The 25,670-nt window shown below is 71.0% G+C and carries 29 protein-coding genes and 1 pseudogene; 16 read left to right on the forward strand and 14 right to left on the reverse strand.

Translation table 11 applies throughout. From position 1 onward, the window contains the following. Window positions 1-118 precede the first annotated feature (118 nt). Window positions 119-730: a TetR/AcrR family transcriptional regulator gene (locus tag ACH442_RS29050; RefSeq protein ID WP_396341280.1), complete on the forward strand. Its 612-nt coding sequence runs from the start codon at window positions 119-121 to the stop codon at window positions 728-730. Window positions 731-1,021: 291 nt separating this feature from the next. On the opposite strand, the gene ACH442_RS29055 is transcribed toward ACH442_RS29050, so the two are convergent. Then, window positions 1,022-1,312 carry a helix-turn-helix domain-containing protein gene (locus tag ACH442_RS29055; protein ID WP_396341281.1) on the reverse strand — a complete coding sequence of 97 codons (291 nt, stop codon included), beginning with the start codon at window positions 1,310-1,312 and terminating at the stop codon, window positions 1,022-1,024. Window positions 1,313-1,363: 51 nt separating this feature from the next. Between ACH442_RS29055 and map the strand changes: the two genes are divergently transcribed. Continuing rightward, the gene (map, locus tag ACH442_RS29060; RefSeq protein ID WP_396341282.1) at window positions 1,364-2,137 is read left to right on the forward strand and encodes a type I methionyl aminopeptidase; all 774 of its coding nucleotides are present in this window, start codon (window positions 1,364-1,366) and stop codon (window positions 2,135-2,137) included. A gap of 238 nt (window positions 2,138-2,375) precedes the next feature. After that, window positions 2,376-2,570, forward strand: coding sequence for a hypothetical protein (locus ACH442_RS29065; protein ID WP_396341283.1), 195 nt, complete (start codon window positions 2,376-2,378; stop codon window positions 2,568-2,570). A gap of 68 nt (window positions 2,571-2,638) precedes the next feature. Here the strand turns inward: ACH442_RS29065 and ACH442_RS29070 are convergent, their stop codons facing one another. The 3 genes from ACH442_RS29070 to ACH442_RS29080 are packed head-to-tail and all read right to left on the reverse strand — an operon-like array spanning window position 2,639 to window position 5,186. Next, window positions 2,639-2,827, reverse strand: a complete 189-nt coding sequence (locus ACH442_RS29070) for a hypothetical protein (protein WP_396341284.1) — start codon at window positions 2,825-2,827, stop codon at window positions 2,639-2,641. 14 nt (window positions 2,828-2,841) lie between these two features. Beyond that, complete coding sequence (locus ACH442_RS29075; protein ID WP_396341285.1) at window positions 2,842-3,144, reverse strand: hypothetical protein; 303 nt, start codon at window positions 3,142-3,144, stop codon at window positions 2,842-2,844. Continuing rightward, the gene (locus tag ACH442_RS29080; RefSeq protein WP_396341286.1) at window positions 3,141-5,186 is read right to left on the reverse strand and encodes an ATP-binding protein; all 2,046 of its coding nucleotides are present in this window, start codon (window positions 5,184-5,186) and stop codon (window positions 3,141-3,143) included. Before ACH442_RS29080 ends, ACH442_RS29075 begins: the two co-directional genes overlap by 4 nt. 154 nt (window positions 5,187-5,340) lie before the next feature. On the opposite strand from ACH442_RS29080, the gene ACH442_RS29085 reads away from it, so the two are divergent. Genes ACH442_RS29085 through ACH442_RS29095 form a run of 3 tightly spaced genes read left to right on the forward strand, consistent with a single transcriptional unit; the run spans window position 5,341 to window position 8,749 of the window. Next, window positions 5,341-5,874 (forward strand): PadR family transcriptional regulator, encoded by a 534-nt coding sequence (locus ACH442_RS29085; RefSeq protein ID WP_396341287.1) that lies wholly within the window; start codon window positions 5,341-5,343, stop codon window positions 5,872-5,874. Further along, a complete protein-coding gene (locus tag ACH442_RS29090) occupies window positions 5,871-6,554 on the forward strand; it encodes an ABC transporter ATP-binding protein (protein WP_396341289.1) in 684 nt (227 codons plus the stop codon). Before ACH442_RS29085 ends, ACH442_RS29090 begins: the two co-directional genes overlap by 4 nt. Further along, window positions 6,551-8,749, forward strand: coding sequence for an FtsX-like permease family protein (locus tag ACH442_RS29095; protein WP_396341290.1), 2,199 nt, complete (start codon window positions 6,551-6,553; stop codon window positions 8,747-8,749). Before ACH442_RS29090 ends, ACH442_RS29095 begins: the two co-directional genes overlap by 4 nt. Window position 8,750: 1 nt before the next feature. Here ACH442_RS29095 and ACH442_RS29100 read toward each other — a convergent pair whose 3' ends face one another. Then, the gene (locus ACH442_RS29100; protein WP_396341291.1) at window positions 8,751-9,218 is read right to left on the reverse strand and encodes an OsmC family protein; all 468 of its coding nucleotides are present in this window, start codon (window positions 9,216-9,218) and stop codon (window positions 8,751-8,753) included. A 221-nt stretch (window positions 9,219-9,439) separates the two neighbouring features. Here ACH442_RS29100 and ACH442_RS29105 point away from each other — a divergent pair. The 5 genes and pseudogenes from ACH442_RS29105 to ACH442_RS29125 form a co-directional block, all read left to right on the forward strand. Continuing rightward, window positions 9,440-9,655, forward strand: a pseudogene (locus tag ACH442_RS29105) (EAL domain-containing protein); the annotation flags it as partial. A gap of 144 nt (window positions 9,656-9,799) precedes the next feature. Further along, a complete protein-coding gene (locus ACH442_RS29110) occupies window positions 9,800-10,324 on the forward strand; it encodes a GNAT family N-acetyltransferase (protein WP_396341292.1) in 525 nt (174 codons plus the stop codon). A gap of 600 nt (window positions 10,325-10,924) precedes the next feature. After that, window positions 10,925-12,301: a S28 family serine protease gene (locus ACH442_RS29115; protein WP_396341293.1), complete on the forward strand. Its 1,377-nt coding sequence runs from the start codon at window positions 10,925-10,927 to the stop codon at window positions 12,299-12,301. A 278-nt stretch (window positions 12,302-12,579) separates the two neighbouring features. Further along, window positions 12,580-13,821 (forward strand): Ig-like domain-containing protein, encoded by a 1,242-nt coding sequence (locus ACH442_RS29120; RefSeq protein ID WP_396341294.1) that lies wholly within the window; start codon window positions 12,580-12,582, stop codon window positions 13,819-13,821. A 130-nt stretch (window positions 13,822-13,951) separates the two neighbouring features. Beyond that, window positions 13,952-14,923, forward strand: a complete 972-nt coding sequence (locus tag ACH442_RS29125) for an SMP-30/gluconolactonase/LRE family protein (RefSeq protein ID WP_396341295.1) — start codon at window positions 13,952-13,954, stop codon at window positions 14,921-14,923. A 98-nt stretch (window positions 14,924-15,021) separates the two neighbouring features. Here the strand turns inward: ACH442_RS29125 and ACH442_RS29130 are convergent, their stop codons facing one another. Next, a complete protein-coding gene (locus tag ACH442_RS29130) occupies window positions 15,022-15,657 on the reverse strand; it encodes a hypothetical protein (protein ID WP_396341296.1) in 636 nt (211 codons plus the stop codon). A gap of 170 nt (window positions 15,658-15,827) precedes the next feature. On the opposite strand from ACH442_RS29130, the gene ACH442_RS29135 reads away from it, so the two are divergent. Both ACH442_RS29135 and ACH442_RS29140 read left to right on the forward strand, forming a co-directional pair. Next, the gene (locus tag ACH442_RS29135; RefSeq protein ID WP_396341297.1) at window positions 15,828-16,151 is read left to right on the forward strand and encodes a YciI family protein; all 324 of its coding nucleotides are present in this window, start codon (window positions 15,828-15,830) and stop codon (window positions 16,149-16,151) included. Continuing rightward, window positions 16,148-17,371, forward strand: coding sequence for an RNA polymerase sigma factor (locus ACH442_RS29140; protein WP_396341298.1), 1,224 nt, complete (start codon window positions 16,148-16,150; stop codon window positions 17,369-17,371). The genes ACH442_RS29135 and ACH442_RS29140 overlap by 4 nt, the downstream gene beginning before the upstream one ends. Here the strand turns inward: ACH442_RS29140 and ACH442_RS29145 are convergent. Continuing rightward, window positions 17,368-18,222: an aldo/keto reductase gene (locus tag ACH442_RS29145; RefSeq protein ID WP_396341299.1), complete on the reverse strand. Its 855-nt coding sequence runs from the start codon at window positions 18,220-18,222 to the stop codon at window positions 17,368-17,370. The two genes, ACH442_RS29140 and ACH442_RS29145, sit on opposite strands and share 4 nt — an antisense overlap. Before the next feature lie 111 nt (window positions 18,223-18,333). Between ACH442_RS29145 and ACH442_RS29150 the strand changes: the two genes are divergently transcribed. After that, window positions 18,334-18,888, forward strand: a complete 555-nt coding sequence (locus tag ACH442_RS29150; protein WP_396341300.1) for a TetR/AcrR family transcriptional regulator — start codon at window positions 18,334-18,336, stop codon at window positions 18,886-18,888. 154 nt (window positions 18,889-19,042) lie between these two features. On the opposite strand, the gene ACH442_RS29155 is transcribed toward ACH442_RS29150, so the two are convergent. From ACH442_RS29155 to ACH442_RS29165, 3 genes are all read right to left on the reverse strand, one after another. Then, window positions 19,043-19,594, reverse strand: coding sequence for a DUF2716 domain-containing protein (locus tag ACH442_RS29155; protein ID WP_396341301.1), 552 nt, complete (start codon window positions 19,592-19,594; stop codon window positions 19,043-19,045). Window positions 19,595-19,912: 318 nt separating this feature from the next. Next, window positions 19,913-20,068 carry a hypothetical protein gene (locus tag ACH442_RS29160; RefSeq protein ID WP_396341302.1) on the reverse strand — a complete coding sequence of 52 codons (156 nt, stop codon included), beginning with the start codon at window positions 20,066-20,068 and terminating at the stop codon, window positions 19,913-19,915. Between the two features lie 401 nt (window positions 20,069-20,469). Beyond that, entirely contained in the window at window positions 20,470-21,372 is a 903-nt protein-coding gene (locus ACH442_RS29165) for a LysR family transcriptional regulator (protein WP_396341303.1), read from the reverse strand. 85 nt (window positions 21,373-21,457) lie between these two features. Between ACH442_RS29165 and ACH442_RS29170 the strand changes: the two genes are divergently transcribed. Beyond that, a complete protein-coding gene (locus ACH442_RS29170) occupies window positions 21,458-21,856 on the forward strand; it encodes a VOC family protein (protein ID WP_396341304.1) in 399 nt (132 codons plus the stop codon). 15 nt (window positions 21,857-21,871) lie between these two features. Here the strand turns inward: ACH442_RS29170 and ACH442_RS29175 are convergent, their stop codons facing one another. From ACH442_RS29175 to ACH442_RS29185, 3 genes are read right to left on the reverse strand one after another with little or no spacing between them, the layout of a single operon-like run. Continuing rightward, window positions 21,872-22,447 carry a DUF305 domain-containing protein gene (locus ACH442_RS29175; RefSeq protein ID WP_396341305.1) on the reverse strand — a complete coding sequence of 192 codons (576 nt, stop codon included), beginning with the start codon at window positions 22,445-22,447 and terminating at the stop codon, window positions 21,872-21,874. 58 nt (window positions 22,448-22,505) lie between these two features. Continuing rightward, on the reverse strand, window positions 22,506-23,807 hold the full coding sequence (locus ACH442_RS29180; RefSeq protein ID WP_396341306.1) for a primary-amine oxidase: 1,302 nt from the start codon (window positions 23,805-23,807) through the stop codon (window positions 22,506-22,508). Between the two features lie 17 nt (window positions 23,808-23,824). Beyond that, a complete protein-coding gene (locus ACH442_RS29185) occupies window positions 23,825-24,559 on the reverse strand; it encodes a hypothetical protein (protein ID WP_396341307.1) in 735 nt (244 codons plus the stop codon). A gap of 181 nt (window positions 24,560-24,740) precedes the next feature. On the opposite strand from ACH442_RS29185, the gene ACH442_RS29190 reads away from it, so the two are divergent. Continuing rightward, the gene (locus ACH442_RS29190; protein ID WP_396341308.1) at window positions 24,741-25,124 is read left to right on the forward strand and encodes a DUF6183 family protein; all 384 of its coding nucleotides are present in this window, start codon (window positions 24,741-24,743) and stop codon (window positions 25,122-25,124) included. 63 nt (window positions 25,125-25,187) lie between these two features. Here ACH442_RS29190 and ACH442_RS29195 read toward each other — a convergent pair whose 3' ends face one another. After that, the gene (locus tag ACH442_RS29195) at window positions 25,188-25,598 is read right to left on the reverse strand and encodes a hypothetical protein (RefSeq protein WP_396341309.1); all 411 of its coding nucleotides are present in this window, start codon (window positions 25,596-25,598) and stop codon (window positions 25,188-25,190) included. Window positions 25,599-25,670: the final 72 nt, after the last annotated feature.

Consider the following 25,670-nt stretch of genomic DNA (forward strand, 5'->3'; position numbering starts at 1 on the left):
TGACGGGCCGGAGGCCGGCATGGTTTCCGTCCCGGGCGCAGCGACGGATGGGCGACGATCGGCCACGAGCCGGTTGTAACCTGACGGGAGGCGTTCAGGAATACGGAGGGTGGCCGCGATGAGCAGTACGACGGCGGCCGGGCCGGGGCGCCCGCGGGACCCCGGCGTGGATCGGCGGATCACCCAGGCGGCGCTGGACGTCTTCGGCGACGCGGGGTGGGCCGGGTTCGCGATGGAACCGGTCGCGCGCCGCGCCGGGATCGGCAAGGCCACCCTCTACCTGCGCTGGAGCAGCAAGGAGGCGCTGCTCACCGATGCCCTGACGGCCGGCCTGCCGCGGATCAGCGACGTCGACACGGGCACCCTGCACGGCGACCTGGTCGAGCTGGCCACCCAGATGATCACTCTCTACGCCGGGCCGTGCAGCAAGGCGGCGCTGCGGCTCAATCTGGAGGCGGCCTCGATCGGGGGCATCGCCGAGCACTACGCACGCCTGCGGACCGAGCAGATCGCGGCCGCCCGGGACATCATCCGGCGCGGGATCCACCGCGAAGAGCTTCCCGGGGGTACGTCCGTGACCCTGCTCCTGGACACCCTCGCGGGCGGCGCGATGATGCACGCGCTGACCACCCCGCCCGAGGAGAGGGCCGCACTTACGGCTCGCGCCGCGGACCACGCGCGCGAGCTCGTCGGTTTCCTGCTGCACGCAGTGGCGACTCCAGAGCACTGACTGCCGCGCGCGGTGGCGACCCCGGCGCGCTGAACCATGCGGTGAACATCGCGGCGCACTGAGCCGGCGCACTGAGCGGCAGCTGGTGGACCCGGAGCGCTGAGCGGCAGCTGGTGGACCCGGAGCGCTGAGCGGCAACTGGTGGACCCGGAGCGCTGAGCGGCAACCGGTGGACCCGGAGCGCCCGGTTGCGCGGTGGCTGCGCCCGCGCTCCGCAGCGCATCTCCCGGAGTCGCGGCCGGACGTGCGGCGCACTCACGCGAGCCCGTGCCTTCGCAAGGCAAGGGCGGCTCACGCCGTACGGGAAACGGGGGTTGATCTCTGCTCGTCGAACGGGACCGCGGTGAGCCAGGCGTCGGCGAGGTCGGCCAGGGGGATGCCGAGGACCTCGCTGAGGCAGACGATGGTGCCGAAGGCCGGTGTCGGCACCCGGCCGCCCTCGATCTTGCGCAGGGTTTCCGGGGAGATGCCGGCGGCGAGGGCGATCTCGGCCTGGCTGCGGGTGCCACGGGCGGCGCGCAGGGCGGCGCCGAGGCGCCGGCCGGCGGCGATCAGGTCCGGGGTGAGCGGTGGGCGGATCATCGGTCTCCTCTCCGGTGGTGGTATAACTATACCGCATAGGGAGGGATCAACGTGATCGAGCTCAAGGCGCCCGGGGAAATCGCCCGGATGGCCGTGACCGGGCAGTTCGTCGGCGAGCTGCTGGCGGAGTTGGCCGGCCTGACCCAGGTCGGCGTCAACCTGATGGATCTGGAACACCACGCCCGCGGCCGGATCAAGGAGCGCGGCGCGGTGTCGTCCTACTGGGACTATTCGCCCTCGTTCGGGCGGGGGCCGTTCCGCAACGTGCTGTGCCTGTCGGTCAACGACGCGGTGCTGCACGGGCTCCCCCACAAGTACACGTTGCGCGACGGCGACCTGCTCAGCATCGACATGGCGGTGGCGATCGACGGCTGGGTCGCCGACTCCGCGGTCTCGGTGATCGCGGGCACGCCGGCCGAGGCCGACCTGCGGCTGATCGAGGCCACCGAGGTCGCCCTCGAAGCCGGCATCGCCGCCGCTCGACCCGGTGGCCGCCTCGGTGACATCGAGGCCGCGATCGGCGCCGTCGCCCGCGAGTTCGGGTACACGGTGAACCTGGAGTTCGGCGGGCACGGCGTCGGCCGGACCATGCACGAGGCGCCGCACATCCACAACGACGGGCGGCCCGGGCGCGGCATCCGGTTGCAGCCGGGGCTGACGATCGCGATCGAGCCATGGCTGTGTGCGACCACCGACAAGGTGAAGTACGACAAGGACGGGTGGACGATCCGGTCGGCCGACGGGTCGCGGACCGCGCACTCGGAGCACACCGTGGCGGTCACCGAGGACGGGCCGCAGGTCCTCACCCGCCGCCCCGCGGAGTAACGCGCTTTCCTCCAGGCAATGGCATGCCTGGAGGAAACAAAACCCCGAATGAAGATCACCGGGGGTACGCCGTAATGAGCTCCCCGGACAAGTAAACGGTTTACCTTTTCCGCCCTGCCGTGGACGCTCCGGCCGTGGCATTCCGCCGGCTAGCTGCCTGCGTGCCGCCCGATCCGCTCACGGCGACGCCCACCCGACCGGGCGACAGCGGAACGCATCTCGCAGACGGAAACGCACGATGCCCACAGTGCCGCTGCACGACTCGGACGACGGGATGCCGCCCGCCCCACCACTCGCCCCGATCACGGCGAACCCCGGCGAACCGGAGAACCCCGGCAACTGGCCGGCGTTGTCACCGATCAGCCCGTACGTGCAGGAGCAGGCGGTCTCCTGCTCGCGCCGGACCCCGCGAGCGGCCGCCTCGCGGTCGTGACCGGCGCCGGCGACGGGATCCGGCCGGGAACTCGCCGTGCATCCCGCGCAGAGGTCGACCTCGATTGTCTATCGGGTGCGGCGGCGGTGGACGCGGAGCAGCGCGGTGATGCGGCCGGGGTCGCGGTCGCCGTTCAGTTCGGTGAGCAGGTCATCCGGGCACAGCTCGTAGAGGTCGCCCCACCAGCGGCGGGCGTGGTTGTCCCAGATCCGGTAACCGCCGGGAACGCCCCGCGCCACATACCGCCGCCTGGCCATCAGCGTCTGTACAGTCAGCCGGCGGCCATCCGGATCAGGGCGTTGCCGCCGAGCAGCACCAGGTCCGCTCCGGCGACGAGGGCCATGCTGCGCTGCATCCAGCGGGCGCTCAGCTCCGGGTCCGAGCCGGTGATGCCCTTGGCCGCGTAGACGAGCGCGGCGACGACCAGGCCGATCCCGGGGATCAGCAGCAGGCCCATCGACGCGGGTGTGCGGCCCTGGACGACCAGCAGAGTCACCATCACCGCCGGGAGGACCCCGAAGAAGAGGACGGCGAGCCCGCCGTACCACCGCAGTGACCGTGCCGCGTCCGTCATCCCGCCACCCTACTGGCCGTCACCTCCGGCACCGGGGCGGGGAGCGGCACGTCGGCGACCGGGAGGGTGAATCCGACCGTGGTCCCGCTGCCCGGGTTGTCACCGGCGGTGATGGTGCCGCCGTGGCGTTCCACGATGCGTTTGCAGATGGCCAGGCCGAGGCCGGTGCCGCTGTACCCGGCGTCGCGGTGCGCGCGGTGAAAGTTCTCGAACACGGTGGCGTGCTGCCCGGCCGGGATGCCGATGCCGTTGTCACTGACCGTGATGCGAACCCGTTCGCCGTCGAGGCGGCCGTTGACCGTGACGTCGGGGACGACGCCCGGCGCGGTGTACTTGACGGCGTTGCCGATCAGGTTGTCCAGCAGCTGCCGGACCAGGGCGGGGTCGGCGTGCACGGGTGGCAGGTCGCCGATGCGGACGCGCGGGACCGGCGCCCCGGTCGTCTCGGCCTGGTCGACGCGGGCCACGGCGATGCCGGCCACCACGTCCGCGACGTCGAAGCTGCTCAGGGTCAGCGCGTTGTCCCGGGCGGTGGCGTACGCGAGCAGGTCGACGATGAGGTTGCGCATCCGCGCGGCGCCCCGCTGTACTCGGGCGATGCCGTCGGCGGCCGCCCCGGCGTCCGGGCCGAGCAGTTCCGCGACCTGTTCCGACCAGCCCTCGACGCTGGTGAGCGGGTTCGAGAGGTCATGGGCGACGACCCCGGCGAAGGCAGCCAGTTCGTCGCGGTGCCGGCGTTCGGCGGTGACGTCGGAGAAGACGCTGACCGCGTAGCGCCGCCCGTCGAGGTCGATCGGCAGCGGCGTGGCCCGCACCGACAGGATGCGGCCCTCCGGGACGTCCGGGTTGCGCACCAGGATGTCCAGTTGCTGTGGGTCGCCGATCGCGAGGGACCGCTGGTACGGCAGCTCGCCCGGCCCGATCGGCGTGCCGTCGAGGTGCAGCAGCCCGTAGTAGCTGTTGTCGGCGACCCGGCCGGTGGTGCTGCCCCGGCCGCCCATCAGCGCGGTGCTGGCCGGGTTCTTCAGCAGGAACGAGCCGTCGGCGGCGATGACGGCCAGGCCTTCGCTCATCGCGTCGATGACGGTGCCGAACATCCGGGCCTGTTCCGCGGCAGCCTTCTGCAGGGCGGCGCGTTCGTCCCGGCCGAGCGCGACAGCCAGGCCGACCACGGCGACGACCGCGACGAACAGTTGCGAGACCAGGGCCCGGGTGGTGTGGTCGGCGATCGCGGCGAACTGGCCGTCGCCGTGCAGGGTGAAGACCACGGCCAGGCTGCCGAAGGCGAGGTCGTGCAGGATCACGAACGTGGTGTTCATCCGGGTGGCGGCCCAGACGGTCAGGGTGAGCAGGACGAAGGCGAGCGGCACGCCTCGGTCGAAGGCGAAGACGCCCAGGTAGGCGACGGCGGAGACGATCAGCAGCGCGACGCCTTCGGCCCACGTGCGGCCGGGGGTCGAGCGGGCGATGGCGACCAGGCGGGCGCCGGTCACCTGCCGGCCGACGGCGCCCAGGCGCAGACCGGCGATGCCGATCAGGAGCATGCCGGCCGAGTTGCGGGCCATCCAGACCGCGGCGGCCGGCCCCGAGTAGTGGCCGTTGACGAGCCAGACGCCGGTCGGGCCGATCAGCGCGCCGCAGAACGTACTGAGGACGGCGATGCACACCAGCCGCCACAGGTGTTGCGGGCGGGCCACGTGCGCGGTGCCGCCGCTGCCCCACAGGCCGGGCAGCCAGCGCTGGAACAGGTGGGCGAACATCCCGGCCTGGACCAGGTTCGCGACCACGAAGAAGCCGGCCAGCGCGGCACCGGCGCCGGTGAGCACGTTGACGACCATGGTCACGGCGGCCATCGCGGCGGCGTCGAGCAGCCGCCACCGGGACGAGCGCTGGCAGATGAACCAGATCGCGCCGATCCCGGCGGCGGGCCAGACCAGGCTGAGGTTGGTGCCGTCCATGATCGTGAGGCGGCCGGCCCAGGTGGCGAGCACGTACAGCACGGTGAACACCCCGGTGCGGGCGATCGACTGCCGTAGGGACACGGCCCACCTCTCCCTCGTCCCGCCTGTCGGCGGGTGCCGGTTCCCTGTTCGGCCGGGGCGGGCCGGCCGTGAGTGGCCGGCGGCTGAAATCCGGGGGCGATCCCCGCCGAGCCTATATGTACTCGGCGTATACTCTCAGCGTATAGTAATTTCCATGAGTGTTCCTCTGACACTGCTCGGCCTGCTGGAACGGGCACCGAGCCACGGCTACGACCTGAAGCGCGACTACGACACCTTCTTCGGTGTGGGCAAGTCGCTGCCGTTCGGGCAGGTCTACGCGACGCTGAGCCGGCTCACCCGGGACGGCAAGGTGGTGATGGACGAGGTCTCCCCCGGCGACGGCCCCGAGCGCAAGCGCTACGTGATCACCGAGCAGGGCGCGACCGAGGTGAACACCTGGCTGGCCGACCCGGTCGCCCCCGAGCCGCACCTGCAGAGCATCCTGTTCACCAAGGTGGTCCTGGCGCTGATGCTGGACCGGCCGGCCGAGGCCTACCTCGACCGGCAGCGCCGCGCCCACCTGGCCCGGATGCGCGAACTGACCGCGGTCAAGCAGACCGGTGGGCTGATCGAGAAGATGCTGGCCGACCACGCCCTGTTCCACCTCGAGGCCGACCTGCGCTGGGTCGACATGACCGCGGCCCGGCTGGACGCGCTGCGCACCGAGATCCGGCCGGTGACGTCGTGACCGCCGCGCTCGCCGCCCACCGGGTGGAGCTGTCGTTCGGCGCGACCCCCGCCCTGCGCGGCGTCGATCTGAGCGTGGCGCCGGGCGAGGTCGTCGCCGTGATGGGGCCCAGCGGGTCGGGCAAGTCGACACTGCTGCACTGCCTGGCCGGGATCCTGGTGCCGGATGCCGGGGAGATCACCTGCGACGGCGTACGCCTCAATGATCTTTCCGAGAACGACCGCAGTGAACTGCGTCGTGACCGGTTCGGGTTCGTGTTCCAGTTCGGTCAGCTGGTGCCGGAGCTGACCGCGGCCGAGAACGTCGCCCTGCCCCTGCTGCTCGGCGGGGTGCGCCGTGACGCCGCGATCCGGCAGGCCCGGGAGTGGTTCGGCCGGCTGGGCATCGACGGGCTCGACAACCGGCGCTCCGGCGAGCTGTCGGGCGGGCAGGCCCAGCGCGTGGCCCTCGCCCGGGGGCTGGTCAACAGCCCGAAGGTGCTCTTCGCCGACGAGCCGACCGGCGCGCTCGACTCGCTCACCGGCGAGCAGGTGATGGACCTGCTGGTGGCGACCGCCCGCGAGCAGGGCACGACCGTGGTGCTGGTGACGCATGACGCGCGGGTCGCGGCGTACGCCGATCGGAAGGTCATGGTCCGCGACGGTCGCGTCACCACGTCCGCCGAGGTGGTCGCCCCGTGATCGGTCTCGGTCTTCGTCTCGCCGTCGCCGGTGGCCGGGAGGCCGTCGTGCGCCTCGCCGTGCTGGCCGCCGCGGTCGCCGTCGGGGTCGGGATGCTGCTGGCCACCGTCGCCGGGATCAACGCGGTGCACGCGCAGAACATGCGCTACCCGTGGCTGAACAGCGGCGTGACCAGCGCCGCGACCGGTCCCGAGGCCCGCGACCCGGTGCTGTGGGCGGCGCGCGAGGACTACTTCCACGGTCATCCGACGGTCCGGATCGACGTGGCCGTCTCCGGCCCCGACGGCCCGGTCCCGCCCGGCATGAGCGCGCTGCCCGGCCCCGGGGAGTACTACGTCTCCCCCGCCCTCGACCGGCTGCTGCGCGACCATCCGGCCGATCAGTTGCGCGACCGTTTCCCCGGCCGGCAGACCGCCGTCCTCGGCGACGACGCCCTGCCCTCGCCGGAGTCGCTGATCGTGGTCGTCGGCGGCACGAAGGAGGAGGTGAGTCGCATCGCCGGCGTCACCGAGATCACCCGGATGGTCACCATCTCACCGGACGAGTGCCACGGCTGCGTCGTCGGCATCGGCGCGAACGGCATCGTCCTGACCCTCTCGGTCGTCGCCGCGGCCCTACTCTTCCCCCTGCTGATCTTCATCGGTACGGCGACCCGCCTCTCCGCCGCGCGCCGGGAGCAGCGGTTCGCGGCGATGCGGCTGGTCGGCGCCACCCCGCGTCAGATCACCCGGCTCGCCGTCGTCGAGTCGGCCGCCGCCGCGCTGACCGGCACCCTGGCCGGGTTCGGGGTGTTCTTCGCGATCCGCGCCGGCCTGGCCCGGATCCCGTTCACCGGGGAGCCGTTCTTCCCCGGCGACCTGTCCCTGACCCTCACCGACGTGCTGGTCGTCGCGGCCGGCGTCCCGCTCGCCGCGGCCGTGGCCGCCCGGGTCGCGCTGCGCCGGGTGCGGATCTCCCCGCTCGGCGTCACCCGCCGGGTCACGCCCGAGCCGCCGCGGGCGTGGCGGGCGATCCCCCTGCTGGTCGCGCTGGCCGAGCTGGCGTACCTGGTCGGGAACCGCCCGCAGACCCGGGAGGGGCAGACGATCGGTTACCTGGCCGGGATCTTCGGCGTGATGATCGGGCTGATGATCGCCGGGCCGTGGCTGACCATGGCCGGGTCGCGGCTGCTGGCCCGGCGGGCGCGGCGCCCGGCCACGCTGATCGCGGGACGACGGCTCGCCGACGACCCGCGGGCCGGGTTCCGCGCGGTCAGCGGGCTGATGCTGGCGCTCTTCGTGACCAGCACCGCCACCGGTGTGATCACCACGATCGTGGCCGAGCGCGGCGGCGGGGGCGCCGGAGTCGCCGCCCACGACGTGGTGTCGGTCGCCACCGGCCCGGACGACGCCGGGGTCCCGGCCGACCGCTTGCACCTGCCCCCCGCGCTCGGTGCCCACCTCATCCGGGCCAACCCGGACAAGAGCCCGGAGTTCCACCGGCTGCCCGGTCTGATCGCCTGCGCCGAGCTGGCCGGTATCCGCGGCGCCGGGACTTGCCCGCCCGGAGCCACGGTGGCCGAGGTGTTCCCCGACCTCACCGAACCGGCGTCGATGACAGGCACGACGACCGGCCCGGTCTGGCCCGCCGCGACACAGACCCCCGATCAGCTGGCCGGCCTGCCGGTGATCGACGTCCTGGTGGCGACCGACGGCTCACCGGCTGCGATCGAGCGTGCCCGCACGACCCTCAACACCCTTTTCCCGTACGGGCGAGGCGCCGGCACCCAGGCCGACTACGCCGGTGACTTCACGCGTCAGTTGTCGCAGTTCCAGCGGCTGGCCGACGTCGCCGTCATCTCGAGTCTGGTGATCGCCGGGTGCAGCCTCGCGGTCAGCGTCGCCGGGGGCCTCTCCGAGCGGCAGCGCCCGTTCGCGATGCTGCGCCTGACCGGGGTGCGGCTGGCCGAGCTGCGGGGCGTGGTCGCGCTGGAGTCCGGGGTGCCGCTGGTCGCGGTCTCCGTGGTCGCGGCCGGGGCCGGGTTCCTGACCGCGCACCTGTTCCTGCGCTCGCAGATGCAATACGACCTGCACGCGCCCGGCCCGGAGTACTACCTGATCGTGGCCGGCGGCCTGCTCGCCTCGACCGCGGTGATCCTGTCCACGATGCCGCTGCTGAGGAGGGTGACCGGCCCGGCCCACGCCCGCACCGAGTGAGTCAGGCGACCGGACCGGGCTCGTGCCGGACCGGGAAGTTCACCGAGTTCGCGATGAAGCACAGCTTGTTCGCCCGCTCGTGCAGCTCGTCGAGCAGTCCCGCCCGAACCGGGCCGGCCAGCGTCACGCGGGGCCGCAGGACCACCTCGTCGAAGCTGCCGCCGCCGTCCGCGGTGGTGGTCATGGTGCCCTGCGGCTCGTCCGTGTACGCGGTGACCACGACGCCCGCCGTGACACAGACGTGCAGGAACGACAGCATGTGGCACTGGGAGAGCGCGACCAGTAGCAGCTCCTCCGGGTTCCACCGGGCCGGGTCACCGCGGAACGTGGGATCGGCACTGCCGGCGATCGGCGCCTTGCCGTCCCCGGCGATGTCGTGCGCGCGGGAGTAGTCGCGGTATCCGCTGGTGCCCGTCCCGGTGTTCCCGGTCCAGGTCACCGTGGCCTGATATCGATGCGTCTTCGGCACCGGCCCACCCTACCGGGGCGCGACCGGCCCGGTTGCCCTCATGCCGGCCGGTCGGGTGCCGATGACACGGGCGACAGGCGGCATTCGCGGCGGAAGCGGGTGCGTGGTGCGGAGTCCTGCGGCGTGAGGGGTCCTGGCGGTCGCCGGCATCCTCGTCGTCGGCGCGCCGTGGCTCGGCCCGGACGGGCCGCGGTTCTCCGTGATCGACGTGTTCCGCCCACCTCGAGTCGCTGCGCGCCGACGGGATCCGCATCGCCGTCGACGACTTCGGCACCGGCTACTCGTCCCTGGCCCACCTGCGCGATCCGCCGATCGGCACGCTGAAGATCGGCCGTTCGCTGATGCCGGCCGACGAACGCGACACCCGGCAGATCGCACTGGTCCGGGCCGTCGTCGAACTCGCCCGCAGCCTGGAACTGACCACGGTCGCCGAGGGCATCGAGCCCCCGGGCAGGGCGCGCTGCTACGAGGCATCGGCTGCGAGCGCGGGCAGGGCTACCACTACGCCCGTCCGGTGCCGGCCGCCGAGATCGCCGTCCAGGACGTGCTGCACGCCGCCTGAACACCCTACGATCGGCACCATGACTGTCGTGCTGCGACCGGTGACCGAGGACGACCTGCCCCTGCTGCGCCGGTTCGTGACCGAACCCGGCCTGGTCGGGCTCGACTGGGGCGGCTTCACCGACCCGCACGAACCGGCCCGGCGGTACGCCGCCGACGGGTACCTCGGCGGCACCAGCAGCCGGCTCATCGTCGAGAAGGACCAGGTCACCACCGGATTCGTGGCGTGGGGACAGCGCCACTTCGGCAACCCGGCGACCACGGCGTGCTGGGAGATCGGCATCGCGCTGCTTCCCGAACGGCGCGGGCAGGGCATCGGGTGGCGGGCGCAGGCGATGCTCTGCGACTACCTGTTCACGCACACGCCGTTGCCGCGGATCCAGGCCGGGACCCACCCGGAGAACCTCGCCGAGCAGAAATCGCTGGTCAAGGCCGGGTTCCAGTTGGAGGGTGTGATCCGCTCGTGCGAGTTCCGGGCCGGCCAGTGGCGCGACGGCTACCTCTACAGCCGCCTCCGCGACGACCCCGCCCCGGACCCCCGCTGACAGTCAGCACCTCGCCGATCGGTCCCGGGCCGCCTTTCCTGCCGCCAGGATCAACCCCATTTCCCGGTACGCCGTGAGGACCCGCCCGCCCGTCGTGCCCGCGAGCTGACCCCGGCACCGGGCCGCAGCGCGCCGCGAGTTTCCGGCCGGTTCTCACCGTGGTTGTTCGTGCCGCATGACCACGGTGAGACCCGGCCGGGGCCGGGAGCGCGGCAGCCACCGGGATAGGGCCGCGGCCTCGCGGCGTGTCACTCACGGGACCGGCGGAGCCACCGGGAGTGGGCCGCCAGGTCACGCGCGGCCCGAACAGCCGGGGCGAAACCACCGGGGCGTCGGGCGAGGCCGTGCGGTGATCTTCGTGCGGCGACCGGCTCCCACCACGGAGTCCCCACCCACCACCGGGGGGCGAACCCACGACCATTGTCGCGCGCCGCTCCAAGATCACGCCGCCCGCCTGTGGACAACCCTCCGCTGTGGACGCGCTTGACAAGGCGCCGGCGCGGCGCTCCACGGCCGTACGCGATCAATCGCCGCTCGTGAGTCTCACTCATCGACCGGTGGCGCTTTCTGTGATCGCTGCTCGTCGATATGGTGACGGGCGTGAGATCTCGCATCGTGGCAATTCTCGCCTCCGTCCTCATGATTCTGTCGCCGGCCACCGCCGCGCACGCCGCGGACGACCCGTTGCTGGACCGGCTAGCGGCGATTCCCGGCCTCACCGTCGTCTCCGAGACTCAAGGCACCGGATACCGGTTCTTCGTGCTGACCTACCGCCAGCCGGCCGATCACCGGCATCCGAAGGCCGGTTCGTTCGAGCAGCGGCTGACGCTGCTGCACCGGTCGACCGCTTCGCCGACCGTGCTCTACACCAACGGTTACGGGCTGGCGGCCGACCCGCGGCCGACGCAGACCGAGCCGGCCGCCCTGCTGGGCGGCAACCAGGTGTCGGTCGAGCACCGGTTCTTCACGCCGTCGCGCCCGGCACCGGCCGACTGGTCGGATCTGAACATCTGGCAGGAGGCGTCCGACGAGCACCGGATCGTCTCCGCGCTGAAGAGCGTCTACGCCGCCAAGTGGATCCAGACCGGTGGTAGCAAGGGTGGCATGACCTCGGTCTATCACCGCCGTTTCTACCCGGGTGACGTGGACGGCGTGGTCGCCTACGTGGCGCCGGACGACGTGATCAACCCGGAGGATTCCGCCTACGACACCTTCTTCGACACCGTCGGCACGGCCGGGTGCCGCGCGACGCTCGACGGCGTTCAGCAGGAGGCGTTGCGCCGGCGGGACCGGCTCGTGCCCCGGTTGGTGGCGGACGCCGCCGCGAACGGCTGGACGTTCAGCGGCTCGATCGGGACCGCGGACCGTTCGTTCGAGATGACGGTGCTCGACTCGGTGTGGGCGTTCTGGCAGTACAGCACGGCCGCGGACTGCGCGACCGTGCCCGCGGCGACCGCCTCCGACGACGAGATCTACACGTGGATCGACACCGTCGCCGGCTGGAGTTTCTACACCGATCAGGGCCTGGAGCCCTATTGGCCGTACTACTACCAGGCGGCGAGCCAGCTCGGCTGGCCGAGCCTGCGCTTCGAGCATCTGCGCGGTCTGCGTCACTACCCCGGGCTCTACACCGCGAACTCGTCGCTGCCGCCGGAGCTGCGCCGCAAGCACAACCCGGTGCCGATGATCGACGTCGACCTCTGGGTGCGCACGGCGTCGGAGCGGATGCTCTTCGTCTACGGTCAGAACGACCCGTGGAGCGCCGAGCGGTTCACCCCGAGCAAGCGGGACTCCGCGCTGTTCGTCGCGCCGGGTGCGAACCACGGTGCGAACATCGCCAAGTTGGCCCCGGAGGACTCGGCGGCGGCCACGGCTCTGCTGCGTCGCTGGGCCGGCGTGCCGGCGTCGATCACCGCCAAACAGTCGTCCGACGTGCCGCTGGACGACATGCTCGGGGATCGGCGTCGCGTCCGCTGACCGATGCGGTCCAGGGACGGGTTCACGACAAAAAGCCTATTTCCGGCGTACGTCGTGGGCCCGTCCCACCTCGTGAAACGTCGCTCTGATCACGGTCGTGCCGACAAATCGGCCATCGATTGTCATGCCGGACATATTGCGCCGGAAGCGGGTTGTCGAGGTTGCGTCGCATCGCTAAATTGATCGACCTGGCAGGCAACTTTCCGGGTCTTGACCGCGTCTGTGGTTACGTGCGGCCTCGATGGGCGCCACCGTGACCCCCCTCGATTGTGAGAGCCATGATTCAGCGACGCAAGGTCATCATCGGATCGCTCGGCGTGGCCGCCGCCGCGACCGCCGCCGGTTGTTCGTCGGGCGGCAGCAAGGCCAACGGTGACAACACGGTCTTCACCGAGTCGGTGGCGAACAACGAGGTGGTCGCGCCCCCGACCGCCGCGCCCGTCGAGGTGACCGTGACCCCGGCCGACAAGGCCACCGGAATCTCCCCGGCCAAGCCGATCGCCGTGACCGTCACCGGCGGCACGCTGAAGTCGGTCGCCGTCACCGCCGGCAAGACGAAGGTCGACGGCGAGCTCAAGTCCGACGGCTCGTGGGAGTCGACCGACGACCTGGCCTACGACAAGACGTACAAGGTCGTCGTGACCACCACCGACAGCCTGGGCGCGTCGAGCACGAAGACCACCACGTTCAAGACGATCGAGCCGGCTCACACGGTCGACGTGACGTTCCAGGCGAACGGGCTGGCGTCGATCAAGACCGGTAAGACGTACGGGGCCGGGCAGCCGGTCATCGTCGCGTTCAGCCGCGCCGTCGACAAGAACGCGGCCGAGAAGGCCATCCAGATCACCACGTCGCCGTCGGTCGAGGGCAAGTTCTACTGGGCCGACAGCACGACCGTGCACTGGCGCCCCGCGAAGTACTGGACGGCCGGCACCACGATCAAGGTGAAGGTCGACGCGCTCGGCGTCCGCCTCGGCAAGGGCCTCTACGGCGCCAAGAACGCCTCGACCAACTTCAAGATCGGCCGCCAGCTGATCGCGATCGCCGACAACCGCACCCACGTCACCAAGGTCTACATCGACGGCAAGCTCGTCCGCACGATGAAGAGCAGCCTCGGCCGCGGCGGCGGCACCACCGGCGCGAACGGCCAGCACATCAGCTTCTGGACCGCCGGCGGCCCGCACGTGGTGCTCTCCAAGGAGCGCTACCACACGATGAGCTCGGCGAGCTACGGCGTCAACGACCCGAGCAACCCGAACTACTACGTGTCCGACAACGTGGAGTACTGCACGCGCATCACCTACTCCGGCGAGTTCCTGCACGCCGCCCCGTGGAACGGTTCGCTGGGCCGCGCCAACCTGTCGCACGGCTGCATCAACCTCAGCATGTCGGACGCCAAGTGGGTCTACGAGAACTTCATCCTCGGCGACGTGGTCGACGTGAAGAACAGCCCGCGCAAGCTCCCGATCTACAACGGCCTCGGCGACTGGACCGTCCCCTTCGACAAGTACGGCGCCTGACCCTCCCGCTTCTCCGCTGCAGCCCGTCCGCAGGTCGCCAGGACCAGCGGGCGGGCTTCTGCCTTTCCCTCACCCCGTTGATCCCGCACCGCGGGCCGGGCAGACTCACGGAAAGCCTCCGGAGGTCCACATGCCCCGACGCCTCATTCACCCCCGCCGATGGACTCCCCCCACCCTGACCGATCCGGGCCGGACCGCACCCCTGCGGATCGACCGCCGCCTCCCCACCGGCGGCCACGGCCCCGAGGACGTCGTCTTCGACCACACCGGCCACATCGTCACCGGCCTGTCCGACGGCCGGATCGTCCGCATCGATCCCGGTTCCGGCGCGAGATCCGTGCTGGGCGAGACCGGCGGCCGTCCCTTGGGCCTGCACCCCCGCGCAGACGGCAGCGTGCTGGTCTGCGACCACGACAAAGGCCTCGTGGAGGTACGCCCGGACGGCACCACCCACGTCCTGGTCGACCGGGTCGACGGCAAGCCTCTGAGGTTCGCCAGCAACGTGGTCGAGGCAACCGACGGCACCATCTGGTTCACCACGTCCACCACCGAATGGACCCTGGACGAGCACCTCGGCGACATCATGGAACACAGCTGCACCGGCCGCTTGATCCGCCGCACTCCGGACGGCGCCGTCACCACCGTCCTGGACGACCTCAAGTTCGGCAACGGCCTGGCCCTGGCCCCCGACGAGACGTACGTGCTGGTAGCCGAAACCGCCGGATACCGCATCCGCCGCTTTTGGCCGGACGGCCACACGGACCTACTGGTGGAGAACCTCCCCGGCTTCCCGGACAACATGTGGCTGGGCAGCGACAACCTGCTCTGGGTGGCGATCGCCGCACCCCGCAACCCGCTGGTGGACCGCCTGCTCCCCCTACCGGGCTTCCTGCGCCTGCTGGTGTGGAACCTTCCAGAATCCGTCCGCCCGAAGGCCACCCCCATAGCCTGGGCGATGGCCTTCGACCTGAACGGCGGACTGGTACACGACCTGCGAACCACCGACGGCTCATACGGCTTCGTGACTTCAGTGGCAGAACATCAGGGCACCATCGCTCTGGGCAGCCTCACCGAGAACGAGATCGCCCTGCTGAACCCCTGAAGATCTCCGACCCCGCACACAAGCCGCCAGCCGGTCGTGAGACCCACCCCCACTCCCCCCGGCGTCGATCCGGCACGGGAGCAAACCTCGGGTCGGTCTCAGCCGCGCGCCGGTTCGAGACCGTCGAGCAGGTCGCGGACCTTCCGCAGCGCGCGCTCCAGCGTCTCCCGCCGCTCCCGATCCCGCTCCTGATGCACCCGCCGAGCCGGCATCGGCGCTTCCTCGACGGTCACCGCGACCTGCACCCGCCGCCCCAGTCGCCGCGACAGCTCCTCAGCAATTGTCGCCCGCAACCGCAGCTCCACCACGTCCCGGGCATACGCGTCCCCCGCGACGAGCAGCACGGTACTGCCGACGATCGTGTCGATCCACATCCGCTCGAGGTACGCCCGCTGCTGCGCCGACGCCACCACCTCCCCGATCGACGCGAGCACCTCGGTCCACAGTTGCGCCGGGTCCACCGCGGGCGCGGCGACCACGTCGTGCAGCAGCCGCGCCGCGTACGCCCAATCGGTCGTCCCGGCCCGATCAGCGTGCTCGTCCAGCAGGGCCGCCGTCGCGGCAGCCACCGGCACGGTTACGATCCGAGCGCCGGGCCGGCCCCTGACCGCGGCGTCAGCGAGCGCCTGACGACGACCGGCCGCGACGAGCCACCGATCGACGCTGACGCCCAGCGCCGCCGCGGCCTCGACGAACGCGTCATGATCGGCCGGCCGGATCTTCACCTTGACCATCGAGTCCTCCCATCGAAGCGACCATTGAACCCGAGCCCCGCCCCGACACGCGCGGACAGGATTCCGGGCGAATTCCCCGGGAGTGTTGTCGGCTCGGGGCCGCCCGGTTCGTGGCAGTGGTGAGAGGCTGCCGGCAAGAGGTGGCCCCGACGCACGGGAGTTGGTCCGACATGCAGTACCTGATCTCGGTGATCGACGACGGCACCGGCCTGGCCGACGACGAGGAGCAGGCCGCGATCGACGTGTTCAACGCGGGCCTGCAGTCCGCCGGTCACTGGGTCTTCGCCGGTGGCCTGGGCGGCCCGGACACCGGCACCACGATCGACAACCGTAACGGCGCCGGGCTGATCACCGACGGCCCGTTCGTCGAGACGAAGGAGTACCTGATCGGCTTCTGGATCATCGAGGCGCCGGATCTGGACGTGGCGTTGAAGCTGGCCGCGGAGGGGTCGCGGGCGTGCAACCGCAAGACCGAGGTCCGTCCGTTCCGGTGAGCGTCCACGAGGCGGTCACCCGGGTCCACCGCGCCGAGTGGGCCCGGATCGTCGCCGGCCTGGCCAGGCGCTTCGGTGATCTGGACGTCGCCGAGGAGGCGGCCGCCGAGGCGTTCGCGACCGCTGTCGCGCGGTGGCCGGCCGACGGCGTCCCGCCGAATCCGGGCGCCTGGCTGACCACCACCGCGAACCGCAAGGCGATCGACCGGCTCCGCCGCGAGAAGCGGCGCGACGAGTTGGAGCAGGAGGCTTCGATGGGGTACGACCACGAGCCGCCCGAGCCGGTCGGTGCGATCGACGACGAGCGGCTCCGGCTGATCTTCACCTGTTGTCATCCGGCGCTGGCCGTCGAGACCCGGGTGGCGCTGACCCTGCGCATGGTCGGCGGCCTGACCGTGCCCGAGATCGCGCGCGCCTTCCTGGTCCGGGAGAGCGCCATGGAGCAGCGCATCACCCGGGCGAAAGCCAAGATCAGGACGGCGCGGATCCCGTACCGGGTGCCGGCTTCCGAGGATCTGCCGGTGCGCGTCTCCGCGGTGCTGGCGGTGCTGTTCCTGATCTTCAACGAGGGTTACCTGGCGACCGGTTCGGGGCCTGATCCCGTACGCCATGATCTGACCTCGGAGGCGATCAGGCTGACCCGGTTGATCCGCTCGTTGCTGCCCGACGACGGCGAGGTGGCCGGTCTGCTCGCGTTGATGCTGCTCACCGAGGCCCGGCGCGCCGCCCGGGTCTCGGCCGGCGGCGACCTGGTCGTCCTCACCGAGCAGGACCGCGGCGCCTGGGACGGGGCGCTGATCGCGGAGGGTCACGCTCTGGTCCGGGAACGCCTGGCCAGTGGCGTGGCGCCGGGCCGCTACCAGCTCCTGGCCGCGATCAACGCCGTCCACACGTCGGCCCGCGACGCCCGGGACACCGACTGGTCGCAGATCGTCGCCCTCTACGACCTTCTGTTCCGTGTCGACCCGTCCCCGATCGTGGCCCTGAACCGGGCCGTCGCGGTCGCCGAGCTCGACGGCCCGGAGGTGGCCCTGGCCACGGTGAACCGCCTCGAGGCGGCGCTGGCCGGGTATCACGCGTTCCACACGGCCCGGGCCGAGTTCCTGCGCCGCCTGGGCCGCGGCGCCGAGTCGAAGGAGGCCTACGACCGGGCGATCGCACTCGCCGCCAACCCGGCCGAGACCGCCCATCTCACTCGCCGCCGCGACCAACTGGTCTAGCCCAGCGCGTCGAACGCCGTGATCGCTTCCTGGTCGAGCTCGATCGCGGCGACGGCGACGTTCTCGGCGAGGTGGTCCAGCCTGCGGGTGCCGGGGATCAGCAGCGTGGCCGGGCTGTGCGCGAGCAGCCAGGCCAGGCCGGCCTGCGCGGGCGTGATGCCGAGACGCTCGGCGTGCGCGACGACCACCGGGTGCGCGCTGACACTCGGGATCCGGTCGAAGGCCGAACCCAGCGGGAAGTACGGCACCCAGGCGATCCCCCGCGCCTCGCACTCCTTCAGGACGTCCTCATGGTCGCGGGTGAGGACGTTGTAGAGGTTCTGCACGCAGACGATCCCGGCCGGCAGTGCCTGGCGAAGCTGGTCGAGGCTGACGTGGCTCAGCCCGATCGCGCCGATCTTGCCCTCGTCGCGCAGGGCGATCAGTTCGGCCAGCTGGCTGTCCAGGTCGACGATCTGGTCGCCGGTCGCGACGAGGCCCGGCTGCATGTCGGTGCGGCGCAGGTTCACCACCGCGACGTGGTCGGTGCCGAGCGCCTGCAGGTTCTCCTCGACCTGCGCCCGCAGCTCGGCTGGTTTCTGGGCGACGACCAGGTGCTCGACCGGGTGCGACACCGCGCCGACCTTCGTGACCAGGCGCAGGTTCACGCCGTACGGCCGCAAGGCGCTCTTGATCCTGTCGTTGACCTTGCCGGCGCCGTAGAACTGGGCGGTGTCGAGGTGGTCGACGCCGAGGTCGACGGCGCGGCGCAGGATCGTGACGGCGGCCGTGGCGTCGCCGTCCCCCAGCTGCATGGCGCCGTAGCCGACGCGCAGGACGTCGTGGTCGCCGAGCTTCCCGTGCATGGTCATGATGGCCCTCCCGTTACGATGGCAGTCCAAGCGGAATCGATTCCGCTTGACCGTGGACGACCATAACAGAAGCGGAATCGATTCCGCTTAGCCCGTCGAGGAGTGATCTCGGTGCCCGAACGGCGACCCGCCGCGCGCAAGGACGCCCAGCGCAACCGGGAGCGGATCATCGACGCCGCCACCCGGGCCCTCGCCTCCGGGCAGGACCTCGTCAAGATCGAGGCCATCGCGCGGGAGGCGGGCGTGGGCGTCGGCACGCTCTACCGCAACTTCCCGTCGCGGGAGGCCCTGATCGAGGAGGTCTACCGCAGCGGGCTGGCCCGGCTCTGCGAGTCCGCCCCGGACCTGGCCGCCGAGCGGCCGCCGCTCGAGGCGATGCGCGAGTTCCTGCGCCGCTACCAGGACTTCGTCGCCACCAAGCGCGGGATGGCCGACGCCCTGCGCGCCGCGATCGCCAGCGGGGCGATCAGTTCCGGTCACACCCGCGAGCACCTCAGCGGTGCCGTCGCCGTGATCCTGGACGCCGGGCGGGCCCGCGGCGGGCTGCGCACCGATGTCCGCCCGGACGACGTGGTCGCCAGCATGGCCGGGATCATGTCGGCCGCCGCCGGCCCCGAACAGGCCGGCCGGATGCTCGACCTGCTGGCCGACGGCCTGCGCGACTGAGCCTGCTTCCTGCTTCGCCTGGCGCTGCGCCCCCGGATGCGCCGAAGACCACGCCACCCTCGCCGGGGCGACCTGAGCCGGCTACGCGGCCACCGGCGACAACGAGATGGCGCCTCGGGATGACACCCGCCCCGGCTCGCGTGGTGGGTGCGGATCAGTTCTTATGCTTCACCGGCAGACACAGGGCGAACTCCGGGACGAGCACCTCGGTCAGGTCGCGGCCGAACACACAGATCGTCTGCTCCCAAGGATGGCCGAACGTTCCCTGTTCGAGATCTTGCGTGATGAACGCGTGGTAGTCGCCGTCGGGGAAGGCCGGGACCCGCCACGACTGACCTTCGACGGCCTGCCGATGAGGCCAGAACCAGTACGACGTGTGCTGCCAATCGAGAGCGACCAGAGGAAGGTCAGCCGAGAAGACGGCAGTCATGGCGGAGAGAACCTGTTCGTTCAGCGCATCCCCGTCGGCGGAGAAGCCGCCGGCACGTTGGAAGACAGCACTGAGATCGAACGTCACCGAACCGGCCGGCTCCTTGATCGCGGGCCATGTGGCAGGGTCCATCCCCGCCCGAAAGTGGAAGCGGTCGTCGAACGGAGTCCAGAACTGCTCGTCGTCCCGGATCTGCTGCCACGCATCGTTGTCCCACTTCGGCCCGCTCACGAGACGGATCGTCGCATCCTGGTCCGCTTCGATCACATGCGACACCGCATCTACTATCTCAGCGCGGCATCGACGATCTCCCCCAAGCGATCCCGTCCGCGCCGTCATTCTGCCGGGGAGGTTGGACACCGGATCAAGCTCCGGCGCCTCCGCATCGCGGCGTTCGCACCAGCGGCACCGTGCGGGTCCTACGAGCGGCCGAGACCGAGATCAGCCGGCCGATATTCGCGCTGGCTGCGGCAACGGGTTGCGAGACAGCCGCTTGTCTGCCGAGCTCGGTATCCGCCTGTTTCAGGGTTCCGCTACGCGAAAGGGCGCCCGCTCCGTTGCGGGACGCCCTTTTCGCGTTGCTGACGGGTAAGACTAGAACCAGACTTTTCGACCACCGACCGGCCGGCCGATGGCTCCGAGAATCCAGAGCACAGCGCCCACCACCAGAAGGACGATGCCGATCGTGTACAGGATCGACACCTTCAGCAGGATGCCCAGCAACAAGAGGATGAGTCCCATAACCAGCATGACTTACTCCATTTCGCGTGCGGGCCTCTCCCGCCGGCGGCTCTGTACCCAGCCCACCCGAAAGCCAATCCGATCGCTGGTCGGCCATACCGCCGCCGCAGATCTTCAGGCGACCGCCGGCCGTCCGCCGTGGACCTGTGCCCGGCCGCGACGCGCGACCGGCGACCGGAGAGGTCGTTGCGCCGGCGCCAGGTCTCAGCTGGTTCTCACCGTCGTCACGGAGGCCGGATCACCGCGGTGAGAGCCAGCCGGGGTTCGCGGCGCGCTGCCGGCCGGATCACATTGCCGCGTCGCGCGCACGGCCGGCACCGACCGATCCGTCTCGATGCCGGGCCCCCTCGACAGACCCCTCGCCGGCGGCTTCACCGAGCCGGACAGCCTGCCCCGCCGCAAGCCGGAGGTCAGGAAACGGGCTGAGACTGGATCGGGTTGGCGTCGGCCGCGGCGCGGACGAACTCGAGGACACGGGCGGTGCTGTTCGACGCGCGCCAGACCGGCCCGCGCTCGATCGGCGGCGCGTCGGCGATCGGCACGTAGGCGATGTCCGGCCGCGGGTGATACTTCTCGGTCAGCTCGCCGACCGGCAGGACACCCCGGCCCATCGCGACCAGCGACAGCATCTCGGAGAACGTCGCGCCCCGTGGCCCTTCGGGGATCGGAAGCCCTTCCGGCGTACGGCTCGGCGTGCGGTCCCGTTTGAACTCCGCCGACGTGACCTCCGGGTACTGGACGGCCGGATGCCCGGCCAGCACCTCCAGTGACACCGACGCCAGCCCGGCCAGTGGCGACGCCGCCGCCACCGCGAGCATCCGCCGTTCGACCATCAGCACCGGGCCGGTCGCCATGCCGTCGAACGGGAACGACGCGATCAGCACGTCGACCGAGCCGTCCATCAGGCCGGCCCGCGAGTCGAGCAGCCGCGCCTCGCGGATCTGCACGTCGCACTCCGGGTGGCGGCGGCCGAACAGCGCGACCGCCGCCGACAGGACCGGCGCGACGTACTCGCCGAGGAACGCGACCCGCAACTGCCCGGTCACCCCGCGGCCCGCGGTGATCGCCCGCAGCAGCGCGGCGTCCATCCCGGCCACGAGCGGCGCCAGGTCGTCGGCGAGTTGCCGGCCGATCGCGGTGATCGCGACCCGGCGGCTCGTGCGGTCGAACAGGGGCGCGCCGACGCGACGTTCCAGCCGGCGGATGACGCGGCTGACCCGGCCCGTGCTCACGTGCAGGCGTTCGGCCGTACGCCCGAAGTGCAGTTCCCCGGCGAGCGTCAGGAACGTCTCCAGCTCGTGCCGCTCCAGCATGCCCCGCCCTTCATTGCCCCAGGGTCAACGATCGTAGGCGAGATCGAGCTTGGACGGTGTTCCCGATGCGGGAATCGTGAACGGCATGAACAGCACAGCGGCAGTACGCGTGACCGAGTTCGACCATCTCGTCCTCAACGTCGCCGACGTCGAGCGGGCCCTCGATTTCTACGGCGGGACGCTGGGGCTCGCCCCGGTGCGCGTCGACGAGTGGCGCGCCGGGAAGGCCGGATTCCCGTCACTGCGGGTCACCGCGGACACGATCATCGACCTCGTCCGGCGCCCACCGGCGGGTTCCAACGTCGACCACCTGTGCCTGGTCGTCGAACCGCTGGACTGGGACGAGGTGATCGCGGCCGGTGTCTTCACCGTCCTGGAGGGACCGGTCGGACGTTTCGGCGCGCGCGGGAATGCGATTTCCGTCTACGTCGCGGACCCCGACGGCAATACCGTCGAATTGCGCTGGTACCCGGCTGACCGTTGAACTTCTGCGAACAATTCAGTGACGCAGGAGGGCGGCCATGGCGTCGTTCTCGGCGGTCTGCTCGTTGATGACGTGCTTGGCCAGACTGTGGATGTACGCGTTGCCGTCCGGCCCGTCGAGCAGCGAGCGTGACATGGCGATCGCACCCCGGTGGTGCTCGATCATCAGGCGCAGGAAGACGTCCGGCGCGTCCCTGCCGGTCGCAGCGGTCAGCTCGGCCAGCTGGGCGTCGGTCAGCATCCCGTGCTCGGCGCCGCCCTCGGCGGGACCGGCCGGCGGCTCACCCCACGCGCTGAGCCAGTCGTTGGTCTGGTCGATCTCGCGTTGCTGGTCGTGGACGATGAACTCGGCGATCAGCCGGATCCGTTCCGGGGCGCCGCCCTTGGCGATCAGGGTCCGGCTCATCGCGACGGCCTGCTCGTGATGCTCGACCATCATCTGCGCGTAGTGCACGTCGATCCCGGACGGCCCGGCGGTGGCCGGGGCCGCGACCGGCTGCGGCGGGGCCGGTGGGTGACCGGTGCGCAGCAGGAGGACGGCGACGCCGGCGACGGCGAGCACGACGACGGCGGCCAGGCGGCGAAGGTTCACGAGGTCCCTTTCGGACAAGGAACGGGCCGGCCCGGGGCGAACCGGGCCGGCCCGGGGGTCAGCGCGTCTCGGACTGGTTGCCGTTCACGCCGCCCCGCCCGTCGGGGGTCAACGGGTTCATCTCGGTGAAGTCGCGCGGGACCAGCTCGAAGCCCTGCCAGTGCATCGGCATCGGGCTCTGGTCCTCGTCGCGCGGCACGTGGTGGAAGCCGACCCGCACCCACGCGACCGGGTCGGTCAGCGTCTCCTTGTTCTTGACGAAGTCCACCACGGTCTGGATGTCCAGCGGGCACTCCGGGTCGGAGGCGTTGTCGCTGGCCCACTTCTCGCACGGGTTCTTCTGGCTGAAGGTGATGTCCGGCTTGGTCTCCGGGTGACCCTCGTACTTGTCGCCGCCGGTGGTGACGACCTCGTAGGAGCGCGCGTGCCCGTCGGCGTTCTTGCTGGTCGGGCTGACCAGGCGCCACCAGCGCTGATTGACCCGGGAGAACGTGCCCTCCTTGACGATCGCCGTCTTCGTGGTCTTGAGCTTGGCGGTCATGCTGCCGCGCCCGTCGGTGGCGGTGTCGTACTGCTCGACCTTCTCCCCGCCCTTGCCGGCGATGTTGAAGTCGACCCGCCAGAACGCGTTGTGGTAGTGCATGGTCGAGTAGTCCTTGGCGCCCTTGCCGATCGGCCAGCCGTTGCTGGCCACCGAGTACTCGCTGGGGGCGAGGTCGCCGGTCGCGCCGAGCCGGGCCGTGATCTGCCCGTCGTCGTGCAGGCGGTACTCGGTGACGTACTCGTACCACCCGAGCTTGCTGATCGTGCGCAGCACCAGGTCGTGGCCCTGCTGGGAGTAGAAGGTGTCCTTGGGCTCGTCCTTGCTGTCGTCCCACTCCTGCTCGTGCAGGCGGTAGGCCAGGCCTCGCGGCTCGGCGCTCACGCACAGGACGTTGCGCTGGGTGGGTTCGCCGCCGCCGTCGGAGCCGAGCCGGATCGAGCCGCCCTTGCAGTCGTCGCCGGTCAGCGTCTCCATGCCGTAGCTGCCCATGCCGATCGCGGTGAGGTCGTTGTACTCGGTGTCACCGTTGTCGTACGGCACGTTGAGCTGCGCGAGCCGGATGGAGTCGAGCACCTGCACCGGCTCGGGGTAACGCTTCGTCGACACGAAGACGTTGCTCAGCACCAGGCCGGCCTTGTCGTTGATGCGCCAGCAGGCCTGCCAGGTGGTGCCGTTGGGCAGGGTCTCCTTGACCATCGCCTGGGCGCCGCACGGGGTCGCCGCGGCCGGGGCGGCCTGCGCGGCGACGGGCGCGGTGGCCGCCAGCGCGGCGGCGGTCACGAGCGTCGCGGCGCCGGCGAACAATCGATACGTCATGCTGCTGGGCTCTCCACTCACTTGAGGCGGGCGACCGTGCGCCCGGACAGGTCGACGACGACGCCGGTGACGTTGATGAAGTGGCCGTCGGCGGTCTTCACGATGAGCTGCACGCAGCGGCTCTTCCCGCACTGGCTCGCGCCCTTGTCGGCCGGCTTCGCGGTGTAGATGTGCGCGATCGGCTCGATGCCGTCGGTGCCGGTCAGCGTCTTGCCGGTGGCCTTGCGGTAGGCCTCCTTGAGATCCGCGCTCGCCGGATCCGCGACCAGCAGCTCCAGCGCCGTCCTCGCCTCCTGCGGCGAGGCCGGCGGCTGCATCCCGGCCGACGAGTAGCTCTTGGTCAGCTTGCCGCTCTTCAGGTCCACGACCTGCTTGAACAGCTTCTCGCTCTGGTAGTCGTAGTAGTAGAGCTCGGCCTGCCGGGAGCCGTCCACGTCCAGCTCGGCCGCGAGATACTCCGGGCCGGCCTTGCCGGTCACGTCCTGCGCGTCCGCGGCGAGCTGCGGCGTGAGCGCGATCGCCCGCGCCTTGTCCACCTCGCTCGTGGTCAGCGGGTCGCTGCCGGTGCCGGCGGCGGCCTCCGGAACCGGGCTCGGATCGGAGACCCGGGCCTGCTCGGCGGCGGCCGCGCCCGGGCTGCTGGGCGGCGCGCTCGGCGTGGCGTTCGCCTGCCAGGAGGCGACGCTGAAGGCGGTCACCGCGGTCACGGTCGCGATACCGAGCCCCCACGCCCACTGTCGAAATCGAACCACTGTCGGCATTCCTCCCCGTCGATTGCGATGCCGGTGGACCCTCGCAAATGGACGGTGAAATTCGTGTGAGGTGAAATTCAAAATCCAGGCTTGCGCGTACGGCATCAGCCCGCGTTTTGTTGACAATTCCGCGCGCGTAAATGCGAGCGGTCCGGTGTGCCGGCGTCCTACAGTGCTCGGCGTGGGTGACGAGACACCGGCGATCGCGGCCGGGATCATCAAGCTGGACAGCGTGGCCGCCCTGGAACGGCTCGCCGCGAAGAAGCTCACCATCGGTGACCGCGAGTTCGTCGTCAATCTGGGCACCCCCTGGGGGCGGCGCTCCGGCAACGCGCCCAAATCGCCCTGGCAGTACCGGGATCTGCTGAACCGCCTCGTGCGGCAGCCGGCCCTTGCACCGGGCGCGGTCGAACCCGCCGTCCGGCTCACCTCGACCGTTTACGATCAGCGCCGGACGCGGTCCGCGGCGTCCCTGCTCGCCTCCGCCCACACCGCGGAAGAACTGACCGTCGTCTCCGCCGACCGACGGCGCCTGGCCGTCCTGACCGCGACCGACACCGACTGACCCGGATGCGGCCAGTGACATTCCCTGGTGCGCCACGTGCCCCGGCGCGCGAGAGTCGAGACATCACGAGACAGCGAGGGTGATCGGCCGACCCCGGTTCACACCGCGATCGGCCGGCTCAGCACCTCGGTTCACACCCCGATCGGCGGGCTCAGCACCGAGCCCTGCACTTCGGCGAGGCCGCCGACCGGCATCAGCGCGGTCACGACGGTCGGTATCGGGGTCGAAGTGCCGGTCGACGAGCCAGTGCTTCTCGCCGTCGCCGGTCGGGACGTTCTCCGTCACGAACGACTCGACGACCGCCCGATCCGCCCGGACCCCGGGTTTCTTCTGCTGGGCCTCATGCCAGTACCCGAGGTCGGTGCAGAACATCACGACAGAACGGTCCGCGCCGCTCTTCTCCACCCCCATCAGCCTCACCAAGGTCGGGCCGGTCGACGGATCGGGCTCGGCCGAAACCGCCGCGAACGGCACCGCGATCGTGGTCGCGGCGATCGCCGTCTACGGGGCGTTCCAGAAGCAGAAGCGCATCAACGATGCAGCAGC

The sequence above is a fragment of the Actinoplanes sp. NPDC020271 genome (assembly GCF_044388125.1).
Taxonomy (GTDB): Bacteria; Actinomycetota; Actinomycetes; order Mycobacteriales; family Micromonosporaceae; genus Actinoplanes.

Excerpts from the sequence above, each read along its gene's own strand:
- ACH442_RS29165 (WP_396341303.1), bottom strand. The coding sequence starts at position 21,372 with ATGCTGGAGCGGCACGAGCTGGAGACGTTCCTGACGCTCGCCGGGGAA.
- ACH442_RS29120 (WP_396341294.1), top strand. The coding sequence starts at position 12,580 with ATGATTCAGCGACGCAAGGTCATCATCGGATCGCTCGGCGTGGCCGCC.
- ACH442_RS29180 (WP_396341306.1), bottom strand. The coding sequence starts at position 23,807 with ATGACGTATCGATTGTTCGCCGGCGCCGCGACGCTCGTGACCGCCGCC.
- ACH442_RS29075 (WP_396341285.1), bottom strand. The coding sequence starts at position 3,144 with ATGACGGACGCGGCACGGTCACTGCGGTGGTACGGCGGGCTCGCCGTC.
- ACH442_RS29070 (WP_396341284.1), bottom strand. The coding sequence starts at position 2,827 with ATGGCCAGGCGGCGGTATGTGGCGCGGGGCGTTCCCGGCGGTTACCGG.
- ACH442_RS29055 (WP_396341281.1), bottom strand. The coding sequence starts at position 1,312 with ATGATCCGCCCACCGCTCACCCCGGACCTGATCGCCGCCGGCCGGCGC.
- ACH442_RS29065 (WP_396341283.1), top strand. The coding sequence starts at position 2,376 with ATGCCCACAGTGCCGCTGCACGACTCGGACGACGGGATGCCGCCCGCC.
- ACH442_RS29050 (WP_396341280.1), top strand. The coding sequence starts at position 119 with ATGAGCAGTACGACGGCGGCCGGGCCGGGGCGCCCGCGGGACCCCGGC.
- ACH442_RS29160 (WP_396341302.1), bottom strand. The coding sequence starts at position 20,068 with ATGCTGGTTATGGGACTCATCCTCTTGTTGCTGGGCATCCTGCTGAAG.
- ACH442_RS29085 (WP_396341287.1), top strand. The coding sequence starts at position 5,341 with ATGAGTGTTCCTCTGACACTGCTCGGCCTGCTGGAACGGGCACCGAGC.
- ACH442_RS29130 (WP_396341296.1), bottom strand. The coding sequence starts at position 15,657 with ATGGTCAAGGTGAAGATCCGGCCGGCCGATCATGACGCGTTCGTCGAG.
- ACH442_RS29170 (WP_396341304.1), top strand. The coding sequence starts at position 21,458 with ATGAACAGCACAGCGGCAGTACGCGTGACCGAGTTCGACCATCTCGTC.
- ACH442_RS29135 (WP_396341297.1), top strand. The coding sequence starts at position 15,828 with ATGCAGTACCTGATCTCGGTGATCGACGACGGCACCGGCCTGGCCGAC.
- ACH442_RS29110 (WP_396341292.1), top strand. The coding sequence starts at position 9,800 with ATGACTGTCGTGCTGCGACCGGTGACCGAGGACGACCTGCCCCTGCTG.
- ACH442_RS29125 (WP_396341295.1), top strand. The coding sequence starts at position 13,952 with ATGCCCCGACGCCTCATTCACCCCCGCCGATGGACTCCCCCCACCCTG.
- ACH442_RS29145 (WP_396341299.1), bottom strand. The coding sequence starts at position 18,222 with ATGACCATGCACGGGAAGCTCGGCGACCACGACGTCCTGCGCGTCGGC.